The organism is Streptomyces sp. NPDC008317, assembly GCF_042955955.1.
In the GTDB taxonomy this organism is placed as follows: Bacteria; Actinomycetota; Actinomycetes; order Streptomycetales; family Streptomycetaceae; genus Actinacidiphila.
Genome location: NZ_JBIBFQ010000010.1, coordinates 59,869 through 78,051 on the forward strand (window position 1 = coordinate 59,869; position 18,183 = coordinate 78,051).

Sequence of the window (18,183 nt, forward strand, 5' to 3'; positions counted from 1 at the left end):
AGAGAGACCGGCCGCCCGGCCTGTGCGCACGGGGGCGGCGCACTGGCCGGGCGGCCGGTCGGGGGGCCGGGGGTGCCGGGTGTCCCGTCCCCACGATGACCCGGCGGCCCGGTCCCCTTGACCCCGGCCCACTACCGCTCACTGCGGGGCCGGGGGGCTAGGGGAGCCCGGAGGCTTGCTTACATGTGGACGGCCTGGACGGTGGTGTCGCCCTGGCTGGGACGGCCGCTGCGGTACATGAGGGCGGCGAGGACGAAGCCGACGGCGAAGAGGCCCGCCGACCACCAGTAGGCGGTGGAGTAGCTGTGGAGCTGGGCCTGCGCGACCACGGCCGGGGACGGCTTGTGGCTGGACAGGTAGCTCGTCGCGGCGCTGGCGGCCAGCGTGTTCAGCAACGCCGTACCGATGGAACCGCCCACCTGCTGCATGGTGTTGACGGCCGCGGAGGCCACACCGGCGTCGTCGGCGGCGATCCCCGCGGTGGCCACGCTCATGGCGGGCGGCAGGGCCAGGCCGATACCGAAGCCGATGACGAGCAACTGCGGCAGGACGTGCGCCGCGTAGGTGCTGTTGAGGTCGAGGACGGTCAGCCAGGCCATACCGGCGCCGGCCATCGCCATGCCGAGCGGGACGATCGGGCGGGGCCCGAACCGCGGCATCAGGTTGTTGGTGGCGATCTGCGCGGAGACCATCAGCGCGCCGATCATCGGCAGGAACGCCAGACCGGTCTTGACCGGCGTGTAGTGCAGCGACGCCTGGAGGAAGTAGGTCAGGAAGAGGAAGACGCCGAACATCCCGGCGCCGGAGATCGCCAGCATGATGAAGGACGCGCCGCGGTCACGGTCCAGCAGGACGCGCAGCGGCAGCAGCGGGTGCGCGGCCCTGGTCTGCCACCAGGCGAAGGCGCCGACCAGCACGCCGCCCGCGACCAGGAAGCCCCAGGTCATCGGGGAGCCCCAGTGGTGGGTCTCGGCGTTCGAGAAGCCGTAGACCAGGCCGAACAGACCCGCGACGACCATGACCGTGCCGGGGACGTCGAGCTTGGGGCGGTCGGCGGGAGCGCCCTTGCGCAGGAAGGCCATACCGCCGACGAAGGCGAGGACGGCGAAGATCAGGTTCACGTACAGCGTCCAGCGCCAGCTCAGGTGCTCGGTGAGCACACCGCCGAGCAGCAGGCCCACACCGCCGCCCGCGCCCGCGATGGCGCCGTAGATGCCGAACGCCTTGGCGCGTTCCTTGGCGTCGGTGAAGGTCGTGTTGAGCAGCGACAGCGCGGCCGGCGCGAGCAGGGCGCCGAACAGGCCCTGGAGGGCGCGGCCGGTGACCAGCACCTCGAAGTTCTGCGCGGCGCCGGCGAGGGCGGAGGCGCCCGCGAAGCCGACGACGCCGATCAGGAAGACGATCTTGCGGCCGATGAGGTCGGCCAGGCGTCCGCCGAGCAGCAGCAGGGAGCCGAAGGCGAGGGAGTACGCGGTGACGATCCACTGCCGGTTTCCGTCGCTGAAGCCGAGGGCGTTCTGGGCGGACGGCAGGGCGATGTTCACGATGGTGGCGTCGAGGACGACCATGAGCTGGGCGAGCGCGATGACGCTCAGCACCCACCAGCGGTGGTTCGCCTTCTCTGTCTTCTGCACCGGGCCCGTGGGGCCCGCGCCGAGGGGCCCTGAGGCCGCGGCGGAGTCGCCGACGTGCGCGTCGGCGGTGGACTGGGATGACATGAGGCGGGACTCCTGAGGAGGAACGGGACGGGCAGGAACCGACCGGAACCGCTGCATGAACGAAACGGTTTCGTACTCCAACGACGGTACGACCCGACCTATCGAAACGCAAACGTTTCGTTGCCGCGTGCCCTGTGCCTCTGATCACATCACCCGATCCACCCGTCCCACCAGGCACGACGGCCGGGCGGGAGGGGTGAGGGCGCTGGTCCACCGCGCGCGTACATGTCACATCCGGCGCCGCGGGGTCCGTCCTACTGGTCGGCGCGCCCCGTGACCGCGACCGTCACACCCAGGCCGATCATCGCCAGACCCCCGGTGCCGCCGACCGCCGCCAGCCGCCGCGGCGAGCGGGCGAACCAGGTGCGGGCCGCCGACGCGGTCAGCGCCCAGACGCTGTCGCAGATCAGCGCGATCACCGTGAACACCAGCCCGAGCAGCAGCATTTGCTCGTGTACGTGCCCCGCGCCCCGGTCGACGAACTGCGGCAGCACGGCCGCGAAGAACACCATCGTCTTCGGATTCGTCACGCCGACCACGAACCCCTCCCAGAGCGTACGGAGATCCCCCCGGGCGGCCCCGGCCGGTTCGTCCGCGCTCATCGCCGCCGACAGCGCGCCCCGCTGCCGGAACGCCTTCACCCCCAGATAGACCAGATACGCGGCGCCCGCCAGCTTCAGCGCCACGAACACCGTCACCGACCGCGCGACGATCTCCCCGAGCCCCACCGACACCGCCGTCACCAGCACATACGCGCCCGTGGCGTTCCCCAGCACACTGCCCAGCGCGGTCCGCCGCCCGTGGGCCAGCGCCCGGCCGAGCACGAACAGCACGCTCGGACCCGGAATCAGCACCAGCACCAACGACATCGCCGCGAACCCGGCCAACCGGTCGACCGACATCCCGTCCCCCTCCACGCCTCGACTCCCGCCGTCCGCGCCGTCGGCGCGCCGCAGGTCCGACGAGCGTAACGGCGGGCCCCCGGCCGAGGCCCCCCAATAACGCCGCCGTTCATCCGCCCGAGGTCAGGGCAGCAGGCCCTCGCGGCGCGCCGCGACCACGGCCTCAAGTCGCGTGTGGGCACCCAGCTTCCGCATCGCGGACCGCAGATAGCTCTTCACCGTCTCGGGCCGCAGCCGAAGCCGCGCGGCAGCCGCCGCGTTGGTGGCGCCCGACGCCACCGAGGCCAGCACGTCCAGCTCGCGCGGGGTCAGCGGCGCCGGGCGCGGGACCCGCGACGCCGCGCCGGAGGGGACCGCGGCCGAGGCCAACCGGGCGCAGGCGGACAGCAGTTCCTGCCGCAGCCGCACATCGGGGATGCGGGTGGCCAGCGCGCGCAGTTCGAGATGCGCCTCGCGCACCTGCTCCCAGGCCCGGGGGTCGGCGGTCAGCGGCTGCTGGCAGAAGGAGAGCAGCCGCTGGGCCTCGTCCCGTACGGCCAGGGCCTGCTCCAGTTCGCGGACCGCGTCGAGGGCGACGGACAGCGGACGGTCGCCCAGGGCGTACGGCTGCCGCAGCGCGCCGTAGAGCACCCCGCGCACCCGGCGGCGGACGACGACGGGCACCGCGAGCACCGAGCGCAGCCCCTCGGCGGCGACGGGCGGGTCGTACTCGTGGCTGATCACGCGGGACGAGCCGTAGTCGGTGACCGAGCAGGGCCGGACCGTGGCCAGGGTCTTGCCGCCCAGACCGTTGCCGGTGGTGATGGCGAGGCCCCGCAGCGACTCGGTGTCGGTACCGGACATCTCGGAGATACGGAACTGCCGGGCGCCGTAGCCGCCCGCCTGCCCCGCGGCGCCGGTCACCAGCCCGCCGAAGGCCACCGGCAACAGCCCCGACCTGCGCATTCGCAGCAACGCGGCCCGTACCTCGACCGCCTCGCCCCGCTGACCGTCCACCCGATCCACCTCCTCGCCCCCGACCGTCCACCCCGGCCAGGAGCCCGTGACTCCCGGCCGGACGGAATCGGACACCGGCTCTCACCCCCGTCCGGGGGTAGTGAGACCCAGGTCACTACCGCACGATGCTACCGAGGGGTCCATCGATGAGGAGGACAGATGGCGGCAACGGACGCGACCGGTGCTTTCCGGGCCGCCCGTGACTTCCTGCTGCGGCACCGTGAGGACTACCAGGCGGCCCGCGAGGGCTTCCGGTGGCCGGAGCCCGAGGAATTCAACTGGGCGCTGGACTGGTTCGACGCCATCGCGAAGGACAACGACCGCACCGCGCTGTGGATCGTCGAGGAGGACGGCACCGAGGTCAGGATCTCCTTCGCGGAGATGGCCGAGCGGTCCGCGAAGGTGGCCAACTGGCTGCGGGCGCGCGGCGTCCGCGCGGGCGAGCGGGTCCTGGTGATGCTCGGCAACCAGGCGGAGCAGTGGGAGACCGCGCTCGCCGCCATGAAGCTGCGGGCCGTCGTCATCCCCGCCACCCCGCTGCTCGGCCCCGCCGACCTGCGCGACCGTATCGACCGCGGCGCCGCCCGGCACGTCGTCGTACGCGCCGCGGACACCGGGAAATTCGCCGAAGTCCCCGGCGACTACACGCGGATCGCGGTCGGCGGCGCCCCCGACGGCTGGCTCTCCTACGAGGACGCGTACACGGCGGACCCCGGCTTCGTACCCGAAGGGCCGACCCCCTCGGGCGACCCGCTGATGCTCTACTTCACCTCGGGCACCACCGCCAAGCCCAAGCTGGTCGAGCACAGCCACCTCTCGTACCCGGTCGGCCACCTCGCCACGATGTACTGGATCGGGCTGCGGCCAGGTGACGTCCACCTCAACATCTCGTCACCCGGATGGGCCAAGCACGCCTGGTCGAGTCTGTTCGCGCCGTGGAACGCCGAGGCGACCGTCTTCGTGCACAACTACACGCGCTTCGACGCCGCCCGGCTGATGGCCGAGATGGCACGCGCCCGGGTGACCAGTTTCTGCGCCCCGCCCACGGTCTGGCGGATGCTGATCCAGGCCGACCTCAGCGCGCTGGGCACCCCGCCGCGCGAGGCGGTCGCGGCCGGTGAACCGCTGAACCCCGAGGTCATCGAGCACGTACGGCGGGTGTGGGGCGTGCTGATCAGGGACGGCTTCGGGCAGACCGAGACCGCCGTGCAGGTCGCCAACAGCCCGGGCCAACTGGTCAAGGCCGGCTCCATGGGACGGCCGACGCCCGGCTACACGGTCGCGCTCGTCGACCCGGTGACCGGCGAGACCGGCGACGAGGGCGAGATCTGCCTCGACCTGCGCCAGGGCCGGCCGGTCGGCCTGATGACCGGGTACGCGGGCGAGCCCGAGCTGACCGCCGAGGCGATGGGCGGCGGCTTCTACCGCACCGGCGACATCGGCTCGCGCGACGCCGACGGCTACATCACGTACATCGGCCGCGCCGACGACGTCTTCAAGGCGTCCGACTACAAGATCTCGCCCTTCGAGCTGGAGAGCGCGCTGCTCGAACACGAGGCGGTCGCCGAGGCGGCGGTCGTGCCCGCGCCCGACGAACTGCGGCTGGCCGTACCGAAGGCGTACGTCGTCCTCGCCGAGGGCTGGGCCCCGGACGGCGAGACCGCCAAGGCGATCTTCGCGCACTCGCGGGCCGTCCTCGCCCCGTACAAGCGCATCAGGCGGCTGGAGTTCGCCGACCTCCCCAAGACCGTCTCCGGCAAGATCCGCCGCATCGAGCTGCGCGAACGCACGATGCACGACGGGAGCGGCGAATTCCACGAGGAGGACTACAAGTGAGCGCGGCGGGCGGCCCGGCGGCCCGGAGCGCCGAGCCCTCCTACGCGCACGGGACAGGGGAGACGCCGTTGCTCGGGGACACCATCGGGCGCAATCTCGACAGGGCGATCGCCGCGCACCCCGCACGCGAGGCCCTGGTGGACGTGGCGAGCGGGCGGCGCTGGACGTACGCCCAATTCGGCGCGGACGTCGACCGGTTGGCGCGCGGACTGCTCGGCCGCGGGGTGATCAAGGGCGACCGCGTCGGCATCTGGGCGGTCAACTGCCCCGAGTGGGTGCTGGTGCAGTACGCCACCGCGCGGATCGGCGCGGTCATGGTCAACATCAACCCGGCCTACCGCGTGCACGAACTCGACTACGTCCTGCGGCAGTCTGGCATCGAGGTGCTGATCGCCTCCACCGGCCACAAGACCAGCGACTACCGCGGGATGGTCGGCGAGGTGCGCGGCAACTGTCCGCTGCTGCGCGAGGTCGTCTTCATCGGCGACCCGACCTGGGACGCCCTGCTGGCCGCCGCCGACGGTGTGTCCGAGGATCAAGTCGCCGCCGTCGAGGCGACGTTGAGCTGCGACGACCCGATCAACATCCAGTACACCTCGGGCACCACGGGCTTCCCCAAGGGCGCCACGCTCTCGCACCACAACATCCTCAACAACGGCTATTTCGTGGGCGAGACGGTCGGCTACACGCAGGAGGACCGGGTCTGTCTGCCGGTGCCCTTCTACCACTGCTTCGGCATGGTGATGGGCAACCTCGGCATCACCACGCACAGCGCGTGCATCGTCATCCCGGCCCCCTCCTTCGACCCGGCCGCGACCCTGCGCGCCGTCCAGGAGGAGCGCTGCACCTCGCTCTACGGCGTCCCCACGATGTTCATAGCCGAGCTGGGACTGCCCGACTTCGCCGACTACGACCTGTCGTCGCTGCGGACCGGCATCATGGCCGGATCGCCGTGCCCGGTCGAGGTGATGAAGCGGGTGATGGCCGAGATGCACATGGCCGAGGTGTCCATCTGCTACGGGATGACCGAGACCTCGCCGGTCTCCACCCAGACCCGGATGGACGACGCCCTCGAACACCGCACCGCCACCGTCGGCCGGGTCCTGCCGCACCTGGAGGTCAAGGTCGTCGACCCGGTCAGCGGCGTCACCGTGCCGCGCGGCGAGCCCGGCGAACTGTGCACCCGCGGCTACTCGGTGATGCTCGGCTACTGGGAGGAGCCGGAGCGCACGGCCGAGGCGGTGGACGCCGGGCGCTGGATGCACACCGGCGACCTCGCGACGATGCGGGACGACGGCTATCTCGCCATCGTCGGCCGGATCAAGGACATGATCATCCGCGGCGGGGAGAACGTGTACCCGCGGGAGATCGAGGAGTTCCTGTACACCCACCCGAAGATCTCCGACGTGCAGGTGGTCGGGGTGCCCGACGAGCGGTACGGCGAGGAGATCCTGGCCTGCGTGATCCCGCGCGACCCGGCCGACCCGCCGACCCTCGCCGAGATCAAGGACTTCTGCGCCGACCGGCTCGCGCACTTCAAGGTGCCGCGCCACCTGCGGATCATGGACGCCTTTCCGATGACGGTCAGCGGCAAGATCCGCAAGGTGGAGCTGCGGGAGGACTTCAAGCCCGAAGGAGCGTGACCGCCGGGCCCGTGCACCTCAGACCCGTGGACCTCAGACCCGCAGCGGCACGACCGCCGTGGGCGCGTGGCCCGGCTCGGTGGCCAGCTCCTCGAATTCCACGACGTTGCTGATGTCGGCCGTCGTGCTCATCGAGATGTTGGTGATCCGCTCCAGGATCGCCTCGACCACCACCGGCACCCGGTACTCGGCCGCCAGCTTCTTGGCCTGCTCGAACGCCGCGCCCAGCTCGGCCGGGTCGGTGACCCGGATCGCCTTGCAGCCCAGGCCCTCGACCACCTTGACGTGGTCGACGCCGTAGACGCCCAGCTCGGGCGAATTCACGTTCTCGAACTCCAGACTGACCTGGAAATCGATGTCGAGACCGATCTGCGCCTGCCGGATCAGCCCCAGGTACGAGTTGTTCACCAGCACGTGCACGTACGGGATCCGGTGCTGCGCGCCGACCGCCAGCTCCTCCAGCATGAACTGGAAGTCGTAGTCGCCGGACAGGGCGACGACCTGCGCGTCCGGGTCCGCGGTGGCGACACCGAGGGCGGCCGGGATGGTCCAGCCCAGCGGGCCCGCCTGGCCGCAGTTGATCCAGTGCCGGGGGCGGTAGACGTGCAGCATCTGCGCGCCCGCGATCTGCGAGAGGCCGATGGTGGTGACGTACCGCGTCTCGGGGCCGAAGGCCCGGTTCATCTCCTCGTAGACGCGCTGCGGCTTGATCGGGATGTCGTCGAAGTGCGTACGCCGCTGCAAGGTCGCCTTGCGCTCCAGCGTGGAGTCGATCCAGGCGCGGCGGTCGGGCAGCCTGCCCTCGGCCTTCAGCTCGCGGGCGGCCTCGACGAAGAGCGCGAGCGCGGCCTTGGCGTCCGAGGCGATGCCGTAGTCGGGGGCGAAGATCTTGCCGATCTGGGTGGGCTCGATGTCGACGTGCACGAAGGTGCGGCCCGCGGTGTAGACGTCGAGCTTGTAGCCGGTGTGGCGGTTGGCCCAGCGGTTGCCGATGCCGAGGACGAAGTCCGACTCCAGGAACGTGGCGTTGCCGTACCGGTGCGAGGTCTGGAGGCCGACCATGCCCGCGTTCAGCTCGTGGTCGTCGGGGATGGCGCCCCAGCCCATCAGGGTCGGGATGACCGGGGTGCCGGTCAGCTCGGCGAATTCGACCAGCAGGTCGCTGGCGTCGGCGTTGAGGATGCCGCCGCCCGCGACGATCAGCGGGCGCCGCGAGGCCAGCAGCATCGCGAGCGCCTTGTCGATCTGTGCGCGGGACGCGGCGGGCTTGTAGACCGGCAGCGGCTGGTACGTCTCCGGGTCGAACTCGATCTCGGTGAGCTGGACGTCGATCGGCAGGTCGATCAGCACGGGTCCCGGACGGCCCGAGCGCATCAGGTGGAACGCCTGCTGGAAGACGCCGGGGACCTGCGCGGCCTCCAGCACGGTGGTCGCCGCCTTGGTGACCGGCGCGGCGATCGAGGCGATGTCGACCGCCTGGAAGTCCTCCTTGTGGATCACGGAGGTCGGGGCCTGGCCGGTGATGCACAGGATCGGGACGGAGTCGCCGGTCGCCGAGTACAGGCCGGTGATCATGTCGGTGCCCGCGGGGCCCGAGGTGCCGACGCACACCCCGATGTTGCCGGGGCTGGTGCGGGTGTAGCCCTCGGCCATGTGCGAGGCGCCCTCGACGTGCCTGGCCAGCGTGTGGCGGATGCCGCCGGACGCCTTGAGCGCCGCGTAGAAGGGGTTGATCGCGGCCCCGGGCACACCGAAGGCGACGTCGACGCCCTCCAGCTTGAGGATCTCCACGGCCGCGCGGGCGGCGGTCATACGAGGCATGAGGTCCCTTTCCTGCTTCTGTCGGCGACTACTTCCCTCCACGCTTTCCGCTATGTGGAAAAGTAGTTCTGCGATATGGAATGAACGTAAGCCGTGCCGGTGCGCGCGTCAAGAGGCGTCCCGGGCAGCGAAAAGGCGCCCGGCGCGCGGGAATTCGCGCTGCCGGGCGCCTCGGGGCACCGTGAAGGGGGGCGGGTCAGCCGGGGGTGCCGGGGCCCGTCCTGATCAACTCGTCCGCCGCGTCGTTCACCGGCTGCGGGGTGCCGGTCAGGTCCATCACGAACAGCGGTACGCCGAGCTGGTCGGCGCGCAGCCGCGCGTCGTGCGCGTAACCGGCCAGCGAGAAGAAGGCCCCGACCGCGTCCTCGTTGGCGCAGTTCAGCCAGAGGCACTCCACGTCACGGGCCGCGGTGGGCTGCGTGGTCGGGTCGACCTGGGCGACCAGTCCGTCCCCGCGCAGGTCGATGCCGTTGGCCGTACGGTCCCCGGCCAGCCGTATCCCGCCGAAGCCCAGCCACTTCAGGAACTGCGCGGCGGCGGTCAGCGCGTCCCTGCCGGTCCTGATCGTGACCGGCCGGAACGGCGGCCGGTCCGTCGGCGGCGGCGGAACCTGCCCGGTGGGCTCGGGCGGCGAATCCGCCTGATGCGCCCCCGCGGGCACGGCCCCGGCCTCCTGCGCGGCCTCGCCCGCCAACGGCAGACGGATCAGGGCGCCGCAGGCGCAGTCGAACTCCGGCTTCGGCCACTCGTCGGCCCGGCCGCAGTCGGGACACCGCAGCCGTACCCACGAGTCGTCCCACGTCTTGTGCCCGATCTGCTCGGGCGCGCCCCCGGACAGCACCGGGAGCGCGAGCGGCGCACCGCACGCGCACGGGAAGGTGGGCGCGGTGTACGTGTGCTCACGGTCGCAGGCCGGACAGCGCACGAGCACCCTCTCTGCCATGTGGACAACTCCCGGTCTGCGGCGGCGGAATGTGCCTATGACAACGTGCACATCCCATAGTGCAGGAGTTTGCCGCACCTGGACCACGGCCGGGAGCACTCCCCGTACGCCAGGGCATGACGGCCTTCCGTGACGAGCGGGCTCGAAGAGAGGAAGAGGGTGGTACCGCCCGGTGGTGCGTTTGGGCGCGACAGGACAAGTCACGCACCACCGGGCGGAGTTCATGGGGTCAGGACATCGGGTGTGTCAGTCCTCGACCGGGAGGCCGGACAGCCGCTCCACACCGCGCAGCAGCGCGGAGTGGTCGAGGCCGCCGTCGCCCTGGGCGCGCAGCGAGGCCACCAGGTTGGCCACCACGGAGCCGACCGGGAGCGCGGCGCCGACGGTACGGGCGGCGTCGGTGACGATGCCCATGTCCTTGTGGTGCAGGTCGATCCGGAAGCCGGGCGCGAATTCGCGCGCGAGGAAGTTGTCCTTCTTACGGGTCAGCACGGTGGAGCCGGCCAGACCGCCGTTGAGCACCTCAAGGGCGGCGTTCAGGTCGACGCCGGACTTCTCCAGGAAGACCACGGCCTCGGCGCACGCCTGGATGTTGACCGCGACGATCAACTGGTTGGCGGCCTTCACCGTCTGCCCCGCGCCGTGCGGGCCGCACAGGATCACCGTCTTGCCGAGCGCGTCCAGCAGCGGCTTCGCCTCGTCGAAGTCGGCCCGCTCACCGCCGACCATGATCGACAGTACGGCCTCGACCGCGCCCGCCTCGCCGCCGGACACCGGCGCGTCCAGCACGCGGATGCCCTTGTCCGCGGCGGCCTTCGCCAGGTCCACCGAGGTCTGCGGGGTGATGGAGGAGGTGTCGATGAGCAGCGCCCCCGACCGCGCGTGCGCCAGGATGCCGTCCTCGCCGTACGCGATGGCCTCGACCTGCGGCGACGCCGGGACCATCGTGACGATCACATCGGCGTCCCGTACGGCCTCGGCGATCGACCCGGCGGCCGTGCCGCCGTTGGCCGCCAGCCGCTCCAGCTTCGCCGCCTCCAGCGTGTAACCGGTGACGTCGTATCCGGCCTTGATCAGATTCTCGGCCATGGGGGAGCCCATGATGCCGAGTCCGATCCAGGCGACCTTGGGAAGGTGGGTGCTCATGGGGTCCTCTCAGGGGATGGTGGGGTACGGGAGCGCGGCCCGCGTGCCGGGGGCGCGCCGCTCCTCGCGCGTCTACGGGCGCGGCTGCCTGCCGGGAATCCAGCCGAAGGCGTTGCCCGAGCCGTCGGCGCCCGGCTTGTACTCCAGACCGGTCCAGCCGGTGTAGCCCGCCTTCCGCAGGCGGCCGAGCAGCTCCTCCAGCGGGAGGGTGCCGGTGCCGGGGGCGCCGCGGCCCGGATTGTCGGCGATCTGGACGTGCCCGGTCCTGTCGGCGTAGCGGTCGATGACCTCGGGCAGGTCCTCGCCGTTCATCGACAGGTGGTACAGGTCCAGCAGGAAGCGCGCGTTGTCCAGGCCGGTGGCGGCGTTGACCCGGTCGACGACCGCGACCGCGGCCGGGGCGCTGACCAGCGGACAGCGCGGTGACTCGGGTGCGTTCAGCGCCTCGATGAGCAAGGTGGCGCCGACCCGGTGGGCGGCGCGCGCGGCCAGCACCAGGTTCTCCAGCGCCAGCTCGTCCTGGACCGCCGGGTCGACGCCGTCGACCCGGTTGCCGTACAGCGCGTTCAGCGCGGTGCAGCCGACGGACGCGGCGAAGTCCGCGGCGACGTCGATGTTGGCGCGGAAGCGGTCCGACTCGGCGCCGGGCACCGACAGCGCGCCGCGGTCGGGCCCCGGCAGCTCGCCCGCGTAGAAGTTCAGGCCCACGAGCCGGGTCCCGGCCGCTTCGAGCGCGGACCGCAGCCCGTCGAGCCGGGCCTGGTCCGGCGTGGGGTCGTCGGTCCACGGCCACCACAGCTCGACCGCGTCGAAGCCCGCCGCGGCGGCGGCCGCGGGCCGCTCCAGCAGCGGGAGTTCGGTGAACAGGATCGAGAGGTTCACATCGAAGCGCGCGTCGGTGAAGCTCACTAGTGTGCGCCCCTTCCGTATTGCGGAAGTTGTTTTCTGTCTTGTGGAACATTGAATCAGCCCCTCGGCGGCTGTCAAGTCTCCGCGGCCCCGTCCGCCGCCGGTCCGCACCCCTCCGCCCGTCCGGGCCTTCTCCCGTGCGCGCGTCCGCGTGCGATCCGGTCGGCGGCGCCCCTGCGCAGCTCAGGCCGGGCGCGGGTGTCACGGAATGGCGCTGGTCTATTCCTCTGGCGAGCGCGCCCGGTCAAAATCCGACAGAAACTTGACACGTAAATCAAAGTCGACCTCGGGGTGACGGGCATAAAGCCGCCCGGTGAGGGGTAAGGGGAATGCCGCTTTACGCTCCCGCAATACTGCGAAGTATGTCCGATTACTCGCATCCGTACCGGAGGGATACGGTCCGGTGTGTCCCGATTCCGGGAGCGAGTTCACATTTTGGGTACACCGACCCCATCTAACAGACCGGTAACCCGGTGTCACGTGATTTTTCCCTGGACAAGGCAAAGAGTGCTGCCGTACTGTCCTCGGTGACCGCCAATAGGTATGACCCTCAGGGGATTCTGCCTCACTCCGGCCCACTCCCGCCGGGTGTGACAGCGGTCGTAACGGGGCAACGGGGATGGTGGATTGGTGGTCTGGTCCAACGCGCTCGAAAATAGTGCTGGATTACCAACGGCAAAAGGCGATACGCCGCCGCAGGTAGTCCCGCAGACGCGATTCACGGTACTCGGAATGCTGGCCGTCACCGACGGCAGCGAATCCGCGGTGCTTCAGCCGTCGCGGCCCGCCGCACTCCTGGCCGCATTGCTGCTGAATGCCAATTCCGTCGTCTCCGCCGACTTCCTGCAACGCGTCATCTGGGGCGAGGAGACTCCTGCCCAGGCCAAGTCCGCCCTGCACAGTTGCGTCCTGCGATTGCGCCGGCTGTTCGGCAAATACGGGATCGCGGGCAACACCATCGAAGCCGTACCCGGCGGATACCGGCTCACGGCGGACGCCGCGACCCTCGACCTGGTGCAGTTCCGCGAACTCCTCGACCAGGCGTACGCCACCGAGGAGCCCGACGCCGAATTGCGTCTGCTGCGCTCCGCGCTCGCCCTGTGGCAGCCGCCGCTGCTGGCCAACGTCCCCTCCGACCTGCTGCACCGCGACGAACTGCCCCGGCTGCACGAGGAATGGCTGCGCGCGATCGAGCGCGTCTTCGACCTCGAACTGGCATGCGGGCGGCACCGGGAGGCGGTGGCCGAGATCTGGCCGACGGCCCGCGCCCACCCGCTGCACGAGCGGTTCACCGAGCAGTTGATGGAAGCGCTGTACCGCGTCGGCCGCCGCGCCGAAGCGCTCGCCGAGTACCGGCGGGTCAAGAACCACCTCGCCCAGGCCCTCGGCGTGGACCCGGGACCCGCACTGCAACGCCTCGAACTGGCCATCCTGCGCGGTGAATCCGAGCAGAGCCCGCCGCCGCAGGGCCGGCCGGTGACCCGCGGCGACCCGCGCCCGGCGGCATCCGGAGGCCCGGCGGCGGTCCGTGACGCGGGCGCCGACCCGGTCGCGGGCGAACCCGTCGAGGGCGGTCGCGTCCTGGACAGCCTGGTCGGCGCGGGACTGCTCGAAGAGGGCCCGCGCGGTCTCTACCGGATGCACGAACTCCTGCGGGTGTTCACCCGCGCAGCGGCGGCCGACGGGGTCGGCGGCGCCGCGCCCCCCGGACGCACCGGGCACACCCCCACCCCATCGCAGCGGCCGAGCGCCGTGGAACTGCATCCTACGGAGGCGTGACTGACATGGTGTCACCGTATGACGAGATCGCCGACACCCGGCCGCGGATCCGCCGGGACGTGCTCTACACGCAGACCCCGACCGGCGTGCACTTCCACAACGCGCGCGGCGGCTTCAGCGTCGTCATGCCCTCCGCCTACCGCTTCGCGACGCTGATCGTCCCGCACCTGACCGGCGACCACACCGTGGCCGCGCTCTGCCAGGGCCTCGGCGACAAGCAGCGCGAGATGGTGGTACGGCTGGTAGGCACGCTCTACGCGCGTGGTTTCGCCCGCGACGCCGTCCCCGCGCGGAGCGACACCGAACCGCTCGATCCCGCCGTCACCGAGCGCTTCGCCGCGCAGATCGACTACGTCGACCACTACACCGACGGCGCCGCCGACCGCTTCCGGCGCTTCCGGCAGGCCCGCGTGGCCGTACTCGGCGACGACGCCCTCGCCCGCTGGGCCGTCCTCGGCCTCGTCCGCAACGGCTGCGCCGCCGTCGCCGTGCCGCGCGCCGTCGACAGCCCCGGCAACCGCTTCGCCGAAGTCCTCGACGAGGCACGGGCGTTGCGCGCCGAGAACTGCCCGGTCGAGCTGGACTGGCTGGACGACCCGGCCGACGCGGAGGGCGCGCCCGGCACATACGGCTGGGAACACCTCGACGGTTACGACACGGTCCTGGTCACCGGCGAACGCGGCCCCCGGCAGATCGCCCGGCTCCTCGACGCGGGCCTGCCCGCCGGCCGACTGCTGCTCCCCGCCTGGACGTTCGGCGAGTCCGTCGTCATCGGCCCGCTCATGGCGACCGACACCGCCGGCTGCTGGACCTGCGCCGCGCTGCGGCTCGGCGCCAACGGCGAGGCGGGCGCGGCGGCCGACCTGTGGAGCGCGGTCGCCCCCGCGGGGCCCCGCGACAGCGCCGCCCCCGTCGTCGGCGGACCGCTCGCCGCGATGATCGGCAACCTCCTGGCGTACGAGGTCTTCCGCCGCACCACCGGCGTCCTCCCGGCCGAGACGGAGAACCAACTCCTCGTCCAGGACATCGACTCGCTCGACACCGTCGCCGAACCGCTGCTCCCGCACCCGCGCTGCCCGCACTGCGGTACGGCGGCGGCCTCGGAGTCGGCCACGGCCTCGGACGCGGCCTCCGCGGACGCCCCGCTCGAACTGGCCGCCCTGGACAGCGAGTCGGCGGCCGAGGTCGGGGCCGCCGCGTCGCCGCTCGGCGGACCCGTCTCGGACGGCGCGGGCGAGGAGGACGCCGCGCAGGCCGCCCTCGCCGAGATCACCGGCCGGTCCGTCCTCGTCCAGCGCAGGACCGGCGTCTTCCAGGCGTACGCCGACGAGGAGTGGGCGCAGACACCGCTGAAGGTCAGCACCGTCGTACTCGGCACCGGACACCGCGCCCGGCGGGAGATCACCGCCTTCGACGTCCACCATGTCGCGGGCGCCCGGCTGCGGGCGCTGTACCGGGCGGCCGAGGTCTACGCGGAACACGTCGTTCCCGTCCAACAGGCGCTGTCCGGCGCGGAGTTGGAGGCGGCGCGCGGCAAGTGGCGGTCCGTCGACCCGGCCGCGCTGAGCATCACCAGCGGACTCGGCACCGCGGCCGGGCTGGTCCCGCGCTGGTGCGCGGCCACCTCGCTGCTCAGCGGCGAGACGCTGCTGGTGCCCGCGGCGGCGCTGCGGCCGTTCGGCCCCGACAACCGCGAGCGGATCGTGGAGGCCACCTGCGCGGGCACCGGCGCGGGCGGCACCGCGGCCGAGGCCGCCACCCGAGGTGTGCTCACCGCGCTCGCCCACGACGCGCTGCGCCGTGCCGTCGGCGGATCGCTCGCCGTACAGCACGTCCCCACCGCCGAGTTGGAGGGCGCGGACGCCGAACTCACCTTCCTCGCCCGCTCGGCCGCCGGGCTCGGCGTCGACCTGGAGATCCTCGACCTCGGCGCCCATGAGGAGCGCGTCCTGCCGGTCGTGCTGGCCCGCGCCGCCGATCCGGCGACCGGACAGGCCCGTTGGGCGGTGGCGGCGGGAGTGCGCTGGCGCGACGCGGCGCTCGACGCCGTGCGCGACCTGCTCGGCGCCGTGCAGGTCGGCGGCGCGCCCGACGCGGGCGACCCGCTGCTGGCCGACCTCGCCCCCGGCACCGTCGCGGTGACCGCCGAGACCCGCGCCGACCTGGCCGCCGCCAGCGACTGGCCCACGGTCGCCGACCGCCTCCGCGCCACCGGCCGCGACCTGCTGACCGCCCACACCCACGCCCCCGACCTGGCCGCGGGCCGCGTCCACACCACCCGCGTCCTGCTCACCACCGCCCCGGACCGGCCATGACCGCGGATCTCCTCGCGGACGCGTGCACGGCCCTGGCCGATCGCCTCACCGCCGGCCTGGCGGCCCACGCGCCTGTCGCCGACCCAGCCGCCGGGCCCGCCGGGACCGGTACGCCGGTGGCGCCCGGTGCTCGTGGTCAGGCGGTTGGCGTCGGCGTCGCGGAAGACCGTGGCTCGGCGCGGGCTGGAGCGGCTGTGGACGTCGGCGCGCCCGGTGCTCGCGGTCAGTCCGGTGGCGTCGCCGGTCCGGCCCCGGCGCGGGCCGTACCGGCCGTGGCGGTCAGCGCGCTCGGTGTCCGTGACGAACTGACGCTGCCCGCGAGCGACTTCGACGGTCCGTCGACCGAGACCGTCGGCGTACGCGTCTACGGGCACCACACCGTCGTCGGTCCCTTCGCGCCCGGCGGCCGGGCCGGGTGCGGGCGGTGTCTGGCGCGGCGCTGGCAGAGCGTGCGGGCGCGGGCGCTGCGGGAGGCGCTGGAGACGGGTACGGGCACGCGCGCCGCGGGACGGCCGCCGCGGGCCACGGCCTTCGGGGTCGACGGCCTCGCCGCGCTCATCGCGGCCCACCACCAGCGGGGCGGGGCAGGAGGCGGGAAGACCGGCGGCGACAGCCGTCTGCCGTACGCGTTCCTGGTCGACATGGAGACCCTGCGCGTCACCCGCTTCGCCTTCGTGCCGGACGCCGAGTGCCCCCAGTGCGGGGAACGCGCCGCCGATACGGCCGAAGGCGCGCGGATCGGCTTCGCGCCGTCGCCGAAGCCCGCGCCGGACGTGTTCAGGGCGCGGCCCGCGGACGACTACGACGTGCCGTTCGAGGCGTTCGTGAACCCGGCGGCGGGCATGCTCGGCCCCTCGGTCGTGCCCGATCTGATCTCGGCGTCCACGTCCTCGACGGTCGGCTCCTTCCTCCTGCGGTCCGGCGACTATCTGCGCGAGTGCTTCTGGGGCGGCCACACCCCGCGCTACCGCTCCAGCGAACGCGTCGGCCTGCTCGAAGGACTTGAGCGCTTCGCCGGGATGCGCCCGCGCGGCAAACGGACGGATGTCACCGCCGCGTACAGCGAACTCGCCAGCGGCGAAGCCGTGTTGGACCCGCGCACCTGCGGCCTGTACACCGACGACTTCCACCGCGCCGAGCCCGGCGTACGCCCCTTCGACCCCGAGCGGCCGATCCCGTGGGTGTGGGGCTGGTCGCTGCGCGACCAACGGCCGGTGCTCGTACCGGAGATCCTGGCGTACTACCACGCGCCCGGCGGCCTGGAGAACCGCTTCGTACAGGAGAGCTCCAACGGCTGCGCGTCCGGCGGGAGTCTGGCCGAGGCCGTGTACTTCGGGCTGATGGAGGTCGTCGAGCGCGACGCGTTCCTGCTCGGCTGGTACGCGAAGGCGCCGCTGCCCGAGATCGACGCGAGCGGCAGCGGCAGCCCCGAGACCCGCGCGATGATCGACCGGCTCGCGATGTACGGCTACCGGGCCCGGTTCTTCGACACCCGCGTCACCTTCCCGATCCCGGTCGTCACGGCCGTCGCGGAACGGATCGACGGCGGCCTCGGCCGGCTCTGCTTCGGCGCGGGCGCGGGCCTCGACCCGGAGGCGGCGCTCGCGGCCGGACTGTGCGAGATCGCCACCGACGCGGTCAACCTGCGCCGCAGGACCGCCCGCGACGAACCGCGACTGCGCGCCCTGGCCGCCGACTTCGACCGCGTCCAGGTGCTGCACGACCACCCGCTGCTCTACGGGCTGCCCGAGATGGCCGTCCACGCCGACTTCCTGCTGCGCGGCGACGACCGGCCGCGCGTGGCGCTGGGCGACCTCACCACGACCGGGGTCGGCGCCGTACCGCCCGCCGACGACCTCGCCGACGATGTCACCGCCTGCGTCGAGGCGGTCGCCAAGGCCGGGTTCGACGTCATCGCCGTCGACCAGACCATGCCGGAACAGCGCGCCCTCGGCTTCCACACGGCCGGAGTCATCGTGCCGGGTCTGCTGCCCATCGACTTCGGCTGGCGCCGCCAGCGCGCACGCCATATGAGCAGGACGCGGACCGCGCTGCGGGAAGCGGGGCTGCGCGAGCGGGACTTGACGGCCGACGAACTCAACCAGGCCCCGCATCCGTTCCCTTGAGCCGCCCGCCGTCCCCGCGGCCTCACGGAGACCGAGACCGAGACCGAGA

The 18,183-nt window shown here is 72.3% G+C and carries 12 protein-coding genes; 5 read left to right on the forward strand and 7 right to left on the reverse strand.

Annotation, left to right across the window (positions count from 1 at the left end):
* Positions 1 to 179: 179 nt before the first annotated feature.
* The 3 genes from ACFY9V_RS28890 to ACFY9V_RS28900 all read right to left on the reverse strand — a co-directional run bounded on the left by ACFY9V_RS28890 (position 180) and on the right by ACFY9V_RS28900 (position 3,565).
* On the reverse strand, positions 180 to 1,718 hold the full coding sequence (locus ACFY9V_RS28890; RefSeq protein WP_391163590.1) for a DHA2 family efflux MFS transporter permease subunit: 1,539 nt from the start codon (positions 1,716 to 1,718) through the stop codon (positions 180 to 182).
* 254 nt (positions 1,719 to 1,972) lie between these two features.
* Positions 1,973 to 2,620, reverse strand: a complete 648-nt coding sequence (locus tag ACFY9V_RS28895; protein ID WP_391049584.1) for a LysE family transporter — start codon at positions 2,618 to 2,620, stop codon at positions 1,973 to 1,975.
* Positions 2,621 to 2,743: 123 nt separating this feature from the next.
* Positions 2,744 to 3,565 (reverse strand): LuxR C-terminal-related transcriptional regulator, encoded by an 822-nt coding sequence (locus ACFY9V_RS28900; RefSeq protein WP_355339491.1) that lies wholly within the window; start codon positions 3,563 to 3,565, stop codon positions 2,744 to 2,746.
* Between the two features lie 210 nt (positions 3,566 to 3,775).
* Between ACFY9V_RS28900 and ACFY9V_RS28905 the strand changes: the two genes are divergently transcribed.
* Complete coding sequence (locus tag ACFY9V_RS28905; protein ID WP_391163591.1) at positions 3,776 to 5,452, forward strand: AMP-binding protein; 1,677 nt, start codon at positions 3,776 to 3,778, stop codon at positions 5,450 to 5,452.
* Positions 5,449 to 7,095 carry an AMP-binding protein gene (locus ACFY9V_RS28910; RefSeq protein ID WP_391163592.1) on the forward strand — a complete coding sequence of 549 codons (1,647 nt, stop codon included), beginning with the start codon at positions 5,449 to 5,451 and terminating at the stop codon, positions 7,093 to 7,095. The genes ACFY9V_RS28905 and ACFY9V_RS28910 overlap by 4 nt, the downstream gene beginning before the upstream one ends.
* Positions 7,096 to 7,128: 33 nt before the next feature.
* Here the strand turns inward: ACFY9V_RS28910 and gcl are convergent, their stop codons facing one another.
* From gcl to ACFY9V_RS28930, 4 genes are all read right to left on the reverse strand, one after another.
* Positions 7,129 to 8,916: a glyoxylate carboligase gene (gene gcl, locus ACFY9V_RS28915; RefSeq protein ID WP_391163593.1), complete on the reverse strand. Its 1,788-nt coding sequence runs from the start codon at positions 8,914 to 8,916 to the stop codon at positions 7,129 to 7,131.
* A gap of 196 nt (positions 8,917 to 9,112) precedes the next feature.
* Positions 9,113 to 9,859 (reverse strand): hypothetical protein, encoded by a 747-nt coding sequence (locus ACFY9V_RS28920; protein WP_391049440.1) that lies wholly within the window; start codon positions 9,857 to 9,859, stop codon positions 9,113 to 9,115.
* Between the two features lie 246 nt (positions 9,860 to 10,105).
* Complete coding sequence (locus ACFY9V_RS28925; protein ID WP_355338928.1) at positions 10,106 to 11,005, reverse strand: 2-hydroxy-3-oxopropionate reductase; 900 nt, start codon at positions 11,003 to 11,005, stop codon at positions 10,106 to 10,108.
* A gap of 72 nt (positions 11,006 to 11,077) precedes the next feature.
* Entirely contained in the window at positions 11,078 to 11,914 is an 837-nt protein-coding gene (locus ACFY9V_RS28930; protein ID WP_391049442.1) for a TIM barrel protein, read from the reverse strand.
* Between the two features lie 732 nt (positions 11,915 to 12,646).
* On the opposite strand from ACFY9V_RS28930, the gene ACFY9V_RS28935 reads away from it, so the two are divergent.
* From ACFY9V_RS28935 to ACFY9V_RS28945, 3 genes are all read left to right on the forward strand, one after another.
* Positions 12,647 to 13,693, forward strand: a complete 1,047-nt coding sequence (locus ACFY9V_RS28935) for a BTAD domain-containing putative transcriptional regulator (protein ID WP_391049444.1) — start codon at positions 12,647 to 12,649, stop codon at positions 13,691 to 13,693.
* 5 nt (positions 13,694 to 13,698) lie between these two features.
* Positions 13,699 to 16,008, forward strand: a complete 2,310-nt coding sequence (locus ACFY9V_RS28940; protein ID WP_391163594.1) for a TOMM precursor leader peptide-binding protein — start codon at positions 13,699 to 13,701, stop codon at positions 16,006 to 16,008.
* A 194-nt stretch (positions 16,009 to 16,202) separates the two neighbouring features.
* Positions 16,203 to 18,134, forward strand: a complete 1,932-nt coding sequence (locus ACFY9V_RS28945) for a TOMM precursor leader peptide-binding protein (protein ID WP_391163596.1) — start codon at positions 16,203 to 16,205, stop codon at positions 18,132 to 18,134.
* Positions 18,135 to 18,183: the final 49 nt, after the last annotated feature.